Source organism: Acetobacter lovaniensis, from assembly GCF_014207635.1.
Lineage (GTDB): Bacteria > Pseudomonadota > Alphaproteobacteria > Acetobacterales > Acetobacteraceae > Acetobacter > Acetobacter lovaniensis.
This window is the reverse complement of record NZ_JACHIE010000031.1, coordinates 1-10,665: the sequence shown is the minus strand read 5'-3', so window position 1 is coordinate 10,665 and position 10,665 is coordinate 1. Positions and strand designations below refer to the sequence as shown.

General features: G+C 58.2%; 6 protein-coding genes and 1 tRNA gene. 4 read left to right on the top strand and 3 right to left on the bottom strand.

Going from position 1 to position 10,665, the window contains the following annotated elements; all coding sequences use genetic code 11:
* Nucleotides 1-246: 246 nt before the first annotated feature.
* On the top strand, nt 247-1,986 hold the full coding sequence (locus tag HNR55_RS16255) for an AIPR family protein (protein ID WP_166117109.1): 1,740 nt from the start codon (nt 247-249) through the stop codon (nt 1,984-1,986).
* A gap of 93 nt (nt 1,987-2,079) precedes the next feature.
* Here HNR55_RS16255 and HNR55_RS16250 read toward each other — a convergent pair whose 3' ends face one another.
* Both HNR55_RS16250 and HNR55_RS16245 read right to left on the bottom strand, forming a co-directional pair.
* On the bottom strand, nt 2,080-2,727 hold the full coding sequence (locus tag HNR55_RS16250; RefSeq protein ID WP_166117107.1) for an SOS response-associated peptidase: 648 nt from the start codon (nt 2,725-2,727) through the stop codon (nt 2,080-2,082).
* Nucleotides 2,728-2,739: 12 nt separating this feature from the next.
* Complete coding sequence (locus tag HNR55_RS16245; RefSeq protein ID WP_166117106.1) at nt 2,740-4,842, bottom strand: ATP-dependent helicase; 2,103 nt, start codon at nt 4,840-4,842, stop codon at nt 2,740-2,742.
* A gap of 156 nt (nt 4,843-4,998) precedes the next feature.
* On the opposite strand from HNR55_RS16245, the gene HNR55_RS16240 reads away from it, so the two are divergent.
* The 3 genes from HNR55_RS16240 to HNR55_RS16230 are packed head-to-tail and all read left to right on the top strand — an operon-like array spanning nt 4,999 to nt 10,401.
* Nucleotides 4,999-5,793 carry an ImuA family protein gene (locus HNR55_RS16240; RefSeq protein ID WP_166117104.1) on the top strand — a complete coding sequence of 265 codons (795 nt, stop codon included), beginning with the start codon at nt 4,999-5,001 and terminating at the stop codon, nt 5,791-5,793.
* A complete protein-coding gene (locus tag HNR55_RS16235; protein WP_242005654.1) occupies nt 5,678-7,231 on the top strand; it encodes a DNA polymerase Y family protein in 1,554 nt (517 codons plus the stop codon). The genes HNR55_RS16240 and HNR55_RS16235 overlap by 116 nt, the downstream gene beginning before the upstream one ends.
* Nucleotides 7,228-10,401, top strand: a complete 3,174-nt coding sequence (locus HNR55_RS16230; RefSeq protein ID WP_166117102.1) for an error-prone DNA polymerase — start codon at nt 7,228-7,230, stop codon at nt 10,399-10,401. The genes HNR55_RS16235 and HNR55_RS16230 overlap by 4 nt, the downstream gene beginning before the upstream one ends.
* Nucleotides 10,402-10,571: 170 nt before the next feature.
* Here HNR55_RS16230 and HNR55_RS16225 read toward each other — a convergent pair.
* A tRNA-Met gene (locus HNR55_RS16225) sits at nt 10,572-10,648 on the bottom strand.
* Nucleotides 10,649-10,665: the final 17 nt, after the last annotated feature.

The window sequence follows — 10,665 nt, the reverse complement described above, 5'->3', positions numbered from 1 at the left end:
ATAATTTTGAGTTTCTCTGCTGCTATGATGCCTATCAAGGCGTTCCCAAAAGACGGATAGAAGAAATTTGTTGCGTTCAGAGCTTATGTCGAAACGGGGGGGAAGCGGAATATCGGCTTTAACGCGACCCTTTGCCGGAAGCTGACATGTCTGACATGCCCGGAATGAAGCTGATTTTACCAAAATTCTCTTGATCATCTTGCACCGCAGGATAGCTTGGAGGCGATAATTAGCGAGGATTGTTCAATGGATTCGGTGACTCAAGCTCTGGTAAAAGATTTCGTTGAAAGCCAGTCGTTGACAGAGTTGCCTCCGGATAAGCAATTTGAGCATTTTGCCGCATATAGCGTCATTAGTGCTCATTATACTGAAGAATTCGATACTTCAGATGTGGTTGTTGGTGATGGCCAAGATCTTAATGTCGACGCTTTCGCTGTAAAAGTAAATGGTCGCCTTGCCACTGATACTGACTATATCGATGATATACTTGAAATGAATGGATACTTGGACGCTGAGTTCATTATCGTTCAGGCAAAATCATCGTCAAGTTTTGATGGCGCAGCGATTATTACATTGGGTGATAATCTCGTTAACGAGATTTTCTCCGAGACGCAGAAGCTGCCTGTAAATGATGACGTGAAGAAGCTTATTAAAATAAAGGAGACCCTGCTCCAAAATGCATCTAAATTAAAGAGTAATCCAGTATGCCGCATATACTATGTGTGCACTGGAAACTGGACAAATGATCATTATTTGGTGGAGGCAATTAAGCGTAAAAGGCAGGAGCTTCTTGATACGAATTTATTTTCCGATGTAATCTTTGAGCCATTAGGTGCTCGGCAAATTCAAGCATTTTACCGTGCCACGAAAACTAGCATTTCGCGTGAGGTCAAGTTCGAAAAACTAGTTACTCTACCAACTATTAATGGGGTGAGCGCCTCTTACCTTGGCGTTCTGCCGGCGACGGAATTTCTCAAGCTTCTTTCCGATAGCGATGGTGACATCCTCAAATCGGTGTTCGTTGATAACGTTCGTGACTTTCAAGGCGATAATCCTGTTAACGCAGATATAGCAAAGACCATTACAGACGGGCTTTTTGATCAGTTTGTAATTCGCAATAATGGAATAACCATAGTCGCTCGAGACATTAGAGTCGTATCAAATAAATATATGTTGGAAGATTATCAAATCGTGAATGGTTGCCAAACCAGCAACGTCCTCTTCGCAAACAAAGACCTGATAACCGAAAATCTGTTCGTTCCTATTAAGCTAATTCACACCGTGAGCGACGATGTCGCACAAAGTATTATAAAATCGACGAACAAGCAGACTAATGTGGAGGAAAACGACCTATTGGCGCTCACGCAGTTTCAACGTGACTTAGAAGATTTTTATCAGGGGGTGACAGGTGACACGAAGCTATTTTACGAACGGCGGGCAAAGCAATACGCTAGCGACGAGGCAGTCGAAAAAAGCCGCATTGTCACCATTGGGAACCAGCTGAAGTGCTACGCGTCCATGTTTCTAGATTCCCCTAATCAGGCTAGTCGTTATCAGGGGACACTGTTGAAGACTGTGAAAGAGCGCGTCTTTCAGCCATCCCATAAGCCAGAATCGTATTTTCTCGCGGCCTTGACGGGCTATCGTTTCGAAATGGCTTTACGTAAATTTTCCACCGAAGAGCGCGATATTCGGCCATTCAAATACTTCCTGCTCTATGCGTTTAGGCTACGCTTTGAAAACGAAGAGTTCCCTGGCGCAAACAACAGAAAAATCGGCACTTATAGTAGTTTTCTTATCAAATACTTGACTGATACCGCTGAGGCAAAGCAGGCTTTAGATGAATCGGTGCTAATAGTACGTCAGGCACTTAATGCTACTGGATTGCCGGTTGTTCGTGACAGCGCCAAGTCTCGCCCACTCGTTGATGCCGTAAAGCGTATTGCCATCGAGCGACGCGCTGCCGCACTCTCAGCAACGTCTTAGTCCGCCTCATGTCGGTTTTTAGGTTAAAACTTTAAGCCGGACGATGTCTGTCATGTAGGCGGAAGCGGTAAATCCTCTTTCGTCTCATTCCCGTCATTCCAAAGAGCGCAGGACTTCAACACGGACCAACAGGCCATCTAGCAAAGGCCGTTGCAATCGCAGCGCCTCTTCTGCCGGCGCGTTCATCCATACATCAAGTTCATCCGACTGCGTCAGGATAACCGGCATGGCCTTCGGGTGGATCGCGCCCACTTCCCTGTTGGCCTCAGTGGTCAGAAAACCGAACAGATCATCCGTCGTCTCTCCATCAGCCAGTTTCCGCACGGATGTCCATCGGCACCATATCCCGGCAAAGAAGGCCAGTGGCTCTCCGTCGCTGCGGGCAAACCACACAGGCCGTGATTTCCCGTCAGGCAGACGCTCCGGCTCCGAGAAGGCTGTCAGCGGCACCAGACAGCGATGTGCCACCCCTTCCCATCGCTTCCACCATGTCGAGGTCGGATTGCGGATATTGGTCACACCCCGATCCACTTTATGACCCTTGAGATAACCGGGCGGTGTCGGCATGCCCCAGCGCGCCATGACCAGTTCACGACCGTTCGTGCCATTCCGCACGACTGGCGCCATCGTGTTCGGGTAAATCTCGGGCAATGGCTGGAGATTCCCCGTGCGATCCTCAAGGACTTTGGCAATCTCCCGGATCGCCTGCGGGTTGGAGGTCATGGAATAGAGATTGCACATCCGCCTGCTCCCTTATGACCACATGCCGCGTAGTCTGGCCGCCATATCGATCCGCACCGACTTCACCGCTTCCTGCCGGGCCTGATCTTCCGGTTTCACGACCGGCCAGGCCACGGACTGGAACAAAGGCAGCATGTCCCGATCAATGAAGCGCGTCCGCGAGGCATAGACATGCCGGTCGCCCCGGCTGTGCTGGCCATGCACATAGAAACGCTGCGGCACCATGATATCGAGACTGTCCTTCGCCCGCGTCATGGCCACATAGAGCAGGCGACGTTCCTCCTCGATGTCGTCCTGCTCGCCCGTCGCGAGATCGGACGGAATGCAGCCATCGACCACGTTCATCACGAAGACATTCTTCCATTCCTGCCCCTTGGCGGAATGAATGGTCGAGAGGATCAGATAATCCTCATCCTGCAGCGGCACGCCAGCCTGATCGGACGTGGCATCCGGCGGGTCCAGCGTCAGTTCGGTCAGGAACTTCTCTCGTGACGGATACCCCCCGGCGATCTGCTCAAGCTGCACCAGATCGGCCAGCCGCGTGGAGGCATCCTCATGCAGCCGCTGCAGATGCGGCTCATACCAATAGCGCACAGCCGCGATCTCACCCGGCCAGCCGACCTGATGGCTGCCAAGAGCGGTGAGTGTGTTCACGAAACCCGCCCAGGCCTCAACACTCCGCTGTGGCGCTTTGACATTCTTCAGCGCCTCGAAGGGATGGGCATTCTCGCCCATCGTATCCAGCACGCGTCGGGCGGAACCCGGCCCCACGCCCGGCAGCAGTTGCAACACCCGGAAGCCGGCGATGCGGTCGCGCGGGTTCTGGGCAAATCGCAATAGCGCCAGCATATCTTTCACATGCGCACTGTCGAGAAACTTCAGGCCACCGAATTTCACAAACGGAATATTGCGCCGGGTCAGTTCCACCTCCAGCGTGCCGCTATGGTGCGAAGCCCGGAACAACACGGCCTGCTGCTTCATTGGTGTTCCGGCCTCACGCTCTTCCAGCACTCGATCGGCAATGTAGTTGGCCTGCGCCGTGTCATCCCAGATAGTGACCAGTCGTGGCTTTTCCTCCGACGCCCGTTCGGTCCACAGATCCTTGGTGAACCGCTCTGCCGCCTCGCCGATCACGGCATTGGCCGCATCCAGAATGGGTTTCGTGGAACGATAGTTCCTATCCAGCGTCACCACACGGGCCGGGGGATCGAAGGACGCCGGAAAATCGAGGATGTTGCGCACGGTCGCCGCCCGGAAGGCATAGATCGATTGCGCGTCATCGCCCACCACCGTCAGACCGCGCCCGTCCGGCTTCATGCCCAGCAGGATATCTGCCTGCAGCCGGTTGGTGTCCTGATACTCGTCGACCAGCATATGATCCCACTTGCTACCGATATCGGTCGCCAGAACCGGATCGCTGACCATCTGCGCCCAGCACAGCAGCAGATCGTCGTAATCCAGCACGCCCTGTTCCTGCTTCGCCGTGACATAGCCTGCAAAGAGCTGTTTCAACTGGGCTTCCCAGCCCGCGCACCACGGATAGTGCTTCAGCAACACATCGGAGAGCTGTACGCCGGAATTCACCACACGGGAATAGATGGCAAGGCACGTGCCCTTACCAGGAAACCGCTTCTCGGTTTTGGAAAATCCCTGATCATGGCGGATCAGATTCATCAGATCAGCAGAATCCTCGCGGTCATGGATCGAGAAGGCCGGGTCCATGCCGATCTGCTGGGCATACTCCCGCAGCAGCCGCGCACCGATGGAATGAAACGTCCCGGCCCAGGCCAGCGCGTCGGCCAGAGGTCCGGCCTTGTCGCCCAGCACGGTTTTGCAGATGCGCTCGACACGCCGTGTCATCTCAACACTGGCACGCCGGGAGAAGGTCAGCAGCAGGATGCGGCGCGGATCAGCCCCCGACGCGATCAGATGGGCCACCCGGTGGGCCAGTGTGTTGGTCTTGCCCGATCCGGCCCCCGCAATGACCAGCAGCGGGGATGAATCCGCCCCGCCTGCCGAGACTCCGGTCCCGTGCGTGACGGCCTGTCGCTGGGCCTCATTCAGACGGGACAGATAATCGTCGCTGCCTGAAGCGGGAGAAGGTTCTGGATTCAATTCCTTAGCGCACTTTCATCAACAATACTGAACCAACATTGGACACCACCATGCCGGATACGGAGCGAATTTGCATTGACTTGCGTAGCATGATTGGAACAAATCAGGAACATATAATCAGGAAATTTGCCTGCACAAGGACCGTCGAGCCGTGACATGACCGCTGAAACCCATAAAAAACCCGGTCTGGAGACGCTGCGGGCTGCGATCAGCCGTCTCGAAGGACACAGCGACCGACGCCGCACGGTGCTGCCCTTTGGTGTACGCGAGATTGACAGTCGCCTGCCCGGTGGCGGTCTGGCACTAGGCGCGTTGCACGAGGTGGCGGGCGGAGGCAACGACGCCCTGCACAGTGCGGCCGCCGGTCAGTTCTGTGCCGGGATTGCAGCCCGCACGCGCGGCAAGGTGCTCTGGATCGTCACCCGGCAGGACGTGTTCGCCCCCTCCCTCAAACAGGTGGGGCTGTCGGCACGACGAACCATTTTTGTCGAGGCCAGTTCTGACATCGATGTGCTGGCCTGTTTCGAGGAAGGGTTGCGTCATGGCGGCCTGGGGGCCGTAGTCGCCGAAGTCGCCCGCCTGTCCATGACCGCCTCCCGTCGCCTGCAACTGGCGGCCGAGACGTCTGGTTCGCTTGGCATCGCCATCCGCCGCTGGCGACGACAGACGGATGCGGCGGACTTCGGCCAGCCGACTGCCAGTGTGACCCGATGGCGGGTGTCCGTCCTGCCTTCCTTACCGTTGCCGGTGCCCGGAGTGGGCCGCCCACGCTGGCTGCTGGAACTGATCCGTGCCCGTGCGGGCGAATGTGCCGATTTTGAAGTGGAGGCCTGTGATGCCAAAGGAAGGCTCGCCCCCTATATCCCGGTCGCGGATCGTTTCTCTTTACCTGCCGCTCTGGCCGACAGACCGGATCAGGAAGCGGTTGGGGAAAGACGCACCCGCGCCTGAGACGCCGCTGGCGCTGGCCGGACGGGAAGGACGACGCCGGGTTGTCCTGTCGGTCGATCTCGCCGCCCGGAAGCTGGGGCTGCGTCCCGGCACGCCGGTCGCCAAGGCTCAGGCGCTGTATCCCGATCTGGTGCTGATGGACGCTGATCCCGAAGGCGACCGGCTCGGACTGGAAAAACTTGCCCTGTGGTTTCAGCACCGGATCGCGCCCATTGTAGCGGTCGATGCACCAGACGGACTGGTTCTGGACACGACGGGGGCGGATCACCTGCATGGTGGCGAACTTCCCATGCTCAAGGATATGGTGCATCGCATGGCGGGAGCCGGGTTCCGGGCAAAGGCCGTGGTGGCGGACACCTGGGGCGCTGCCCACGCACTGGCCCGCTATGGCCGGGCACCGATTGCCGTCATGCCACCGGGTAACACCGCCTCTGTATTGGCCGATCTTCCCCTTGAAGCACTTCGCCTGCCCTCCCCTATCATTGAGGGTCTGGCCACGCTGGGGGTCTCCCGTATCGGGCCACTGGCTGCCATGCCCCGCGCACCGCTGGCCTTGCGGTTTGGCCCCGACATCGCCCGCAGGCTGGATCAGGCGTTCGGGCGTATTGGTGAAGCCATCGTGCCTGTCCGCCCGGTTAATCCGGTCGAGGTCAGCCGCAATTTTGCCGAGCCGATCGGGGCCGCCGAGACCATCGCCCGCTATATCGGCAAACTGGTGCCACTACTCTGCCAGGGACTGGACGAACGTGGACAGGGCGTGCGCCGCCTCGACCTGCGGCTGCATCGGGTGGACAGCCGCACCGAGGCGATCCGCGTGGCGACCGCCATGCCGGTACGCGATGTGAAGCGTCTGACCCGACTGCTGTGCGAGAAAATCGAAACAATCAATCCGGGTTTCGGCATTGAGCGTATGGTACTGATCGCCTCACTGGCGGAACCCATGGATCGGCGGCAGACCGTCTCGTCCCTAATTGCCGAGGAAGAGGCCGATGTGTCCGATCTGATCGACACGCTGGCCAACCGTGTCGGCACGCAGGCGCTGTATCGTTTTGCCCCCGTGGAAAGTGATCTGCCCGAACGCTCCTTCTGCCGGGTATCGGCAATGGCCCCCGAGGAAACAAAGGACTGGCCGGAGCACTGGCCGCGTCCGACACGCCTGCTGGCACGACCGGAACCGGTGCAGGCCATGGCGGAACTGCCGGACCAGCCGCCGCTGTTCTTCATCTGGCGGGGCGTGCGACGGAAAGTGAAATGCGCTGACGGGCCTGAGCGGGTCTTTGGCGAGTGGTGGAAGAATGACGCCGAGCTGACCATCGCCCGCGATTACTTCCGGGTGGAGGACACGAGCGGCGAGCGGTTCTGGCTCTACCGGGCAGGTGATGGTGAGCACGGCGAGACCGGCTCGCAGGGCTGGTTTCTGCACGGGATCTTCGGATGAGCATCTCGGCACCGTGCTATGCCGAACTGCAGGTGACGACCTATTTCTCGTTTTTGCGCGGGGCGTCTTCCCCGATCGAACTGTTTGCGCAGGCAAAGGCCCTTGGCATCGAGGCACTGGGTATCTGTGACCGCAATTCTCTGGCGGGCATGGTGCAGGCCCATGTCGCGGCAAAAGAGGTCGGGCTCCGCCTTGTTGTGGGATGTCGGCTTGATCTGGCCGATTTCCCGCCTGTGCTGGTCTACCCAATGGACCGGGCTGCCTATGGCCGTCTCTCCCGTCTGCTCACCATAGGCAAGGCTCGTGCAGGCAAAGGGAAATGCCATCTGCTCCGGGAGGATCTGGTCGCCTGGGGTGAAGGCCTGATTGTCGTCATGATCCCGGACACGGCGGAGGAGGCCTGCGCGCTGCATCTGCGCAAGCTGAAGGACGTCTTTGCCGACAGGGCTTACATGGCGCTCACCCTGCTACGCCGTCCCAATGACCAGATGCGATTGTATGAGCTTGCCAATCTGGCGCATCAGGCACGTGTGCCAACCGTCGTGACCAATGACGTGCTGTTCCACACCCATGACCGGCGTATCCTGCAGGATGTCGTCACCTGCATCCGGCACAACACGACCATCGACGAAGCCGGGTTCGTCCGCGAACGTCATGCCGACCGTTATCTCAAGCCACCGGAGGAAATGACCCGGCTGTTCAGCCGTTACCCTGAAGCGGTTGCCCGCACCATGGAGATTGTCGAGCGCTGCCAGTTCTCACTTGATGATCTGGCCTACCAGTATCCCGATGAAGTGTCCGTGCCCGGTCAGACGCCCCAACAGGCGCTGGAGGCTCTGACATGGGAGAGTACCCGTTCCGTCTATCCGGATGGCGTACCGGATGACGTGGCGGAAACGCTCCGCCATGAACTCGGCCTGATCGGGCGGATGAACTACGCACCGTATTTCCTGACGGTTAACAGCATCGTCCGCTATGCACGCAGTCAGGATATTCTCTGTCAGGGACGCGGCTCGGCTGCCAATTCTGCGGTCTGTTATGTGCTCGGCATCACCGCCATCGATCCGGCCCGCAACTCGCTGCTGTTCGAGCGCTTCGTCTCCGAGGAACGCGGCGAACCGCCGGACATTGATGTGGATTTCGAGCATGCGCGACGTGAACAGGTCATCCAGTGGGTCTATGAGCATTACGGTCGCGACCGGGCGGCCCTGACGGCCGTGGTCATCCGCTATCGCGCCAAGGGGGCCTTGCACGATGTCGGCAAGGTCATGGGGTTGCCGGAAGATCTCATCCGCACACTCTCGGGCCAGATTCACGGCTGGGGGCGTAAGCTGGACGATGACGCCCTGCATGACAGCGGCATTGATCTGTCAGACCGACGTGTTCGCCTGACGCTGGATCTGGCTCGCTGCCTGATCGGCGTACCCCGCCATCTGTCACAGCACCCCGGAGGATTTGTGCTGACGCATGACCGGCTGGATGAACTGGTGCCCATCGAACCGGCCTCCATGGAGGCCCGCCAGATCATTGAATGGGACAAGGACGATATCGACGTCCTGAAATTCATGAAGGTCGATATTCTGGCGCTCGGCATGCTGACCTGCATGAAAAAGGGACTGGACCTGCTGGCGGACCACAAGGGCCAGCATTTCACGCTCCAGACCCTCCCGACCGAAGATCCACGCACCTACGCCATGATCCGCAAGGCTGATACGATCGGCGTGTTCCAGATCGAGAGCCGGGCACAGATGTCCATGCTGCCACGGCTCAAACCGCGCGTCTTTTATGACCTCGTCATTGAAGTGGCGATCGTAAGGCCCGGACCAATTCAGGGCGATATGGTGCATCCCTATCTGCGTCGCCGTGAGGGCCTTGAGCCCGAAGACTATCCGACACCTGAACTGGAAGCGGTTCTGAGTAAAACACTTGGCATCCCGCTGTTTCAGGAACAGGCGATGCAGATGGCCATGATCTGCGCCGGGTTTACCGCCGCCGAGGCCGATCAATTGCGCCGGGCCATGGCGACGTTCAAGAATACGGGCACTGTCTCCCAATTCCAGACACGTCTCATCGAAGGCATGCGCGACAACGGTTATGATGAGGATTTTGCAGAACGGATCTATCAGCAGCTCGAAGGTTTTGGCTCCTACGGATTTCCAGAAAGCCATGCGGCCAGTTTCGCCATCCTTGCCTATTCGTCGTCCTGGATGAAATGCATCCATCCGGACGTGTTTCTGGCCTCGCTTCTGAATTCCCAGCCGATGGGATTTTATGCACCGGCGCAGCTGGTCCGTGATGCGCAGGAACATGGTGTGGAAATCCGGCCCGTTTGCGTCAACGCCTCACGCTGGGACAGCACACTTGAAGGACCGGAAAGACCTGACGGGGTGTTCGCCGTGCGGCTGGGCATGAGTCTGGTGAAGGGACTGGCCAATGACGATGCCGCCCGCATTGTTGCCACACGGGCCTCACGCCCGTTTACGTCGGTCGATGATCTGTGGCGTCGGGCGGGTGTCAAAGCGGCAGCCCTGACCCATCTGGCCGAAGCGGACGCGTTCCGCCCTTCGCTCGGGCTGACACGGCGCGAGGCGCTCTGGGCGATCAAAGCTCTGCGCGATGAACCCCTGCCCCTGTTTGCGGCTGCGGAAGTAACGCGTGAAGCGGAGGAGCCGGATGTGTTGCTGCAGCCCATGCGGGATGGCGCCGAGGTAGTGCGGGACTATAACCGGCTTGGCCTGACCCTGCGGGACCATCCCCTCGCATTTCTTCGCAGGGATCTGCGAGAACGGGACATCGTCACCTGTCGGCAGGCGCTGGCGGCAAAGGATGGGAAGCGTCTCACCGTGGCAGGGCTGGTGCTGGTTCGGCAGCGACCAGGGTCTGCCGAAGGCGTGGTGTTCATGACGCTGGAGGACGAGACAGCCAACATGAACGTCATCATCTGGCCGGATATGTTCGATGCAAACCGGCGCGTGGTGCTTGGTGGGCAGATGCTGGCGGTGACGGGCATGCTCCAGAAGGAAGGTGACGTCGTGCATCTGGTAGCAAAAGAGATCACCGACCTTTCCGGGTTGCTCGCAGACATCGGTAATCGCTCCTCTGCTGAGAGCACCCATGACAGCGATTCCGCCGGTGAGCGCATCGTCGTCAGATCGCGTAATTTCCACTGATCGATAAGGCTGCCGACAAAGATCACGCCATCGTGAAACGCCCCGATTTCAGTCCTATCTACGCTGGAGTTTCACTCCCATTTGCATCCTATACGCATCCTGCGCGCGGAGCAGAAACGCAAAAGGCCGCCCATGAGGCGGCCTAAGTATTTGATATTAAACGGGATTCATGGTTGCGGGGGCAGGATTTGAACCTGCGGCCTTCAGGTTATGAGCCTGACGAGCTACCGGGCTGCTCCACCCCGCGGTTGAGAGAGTGCTGAT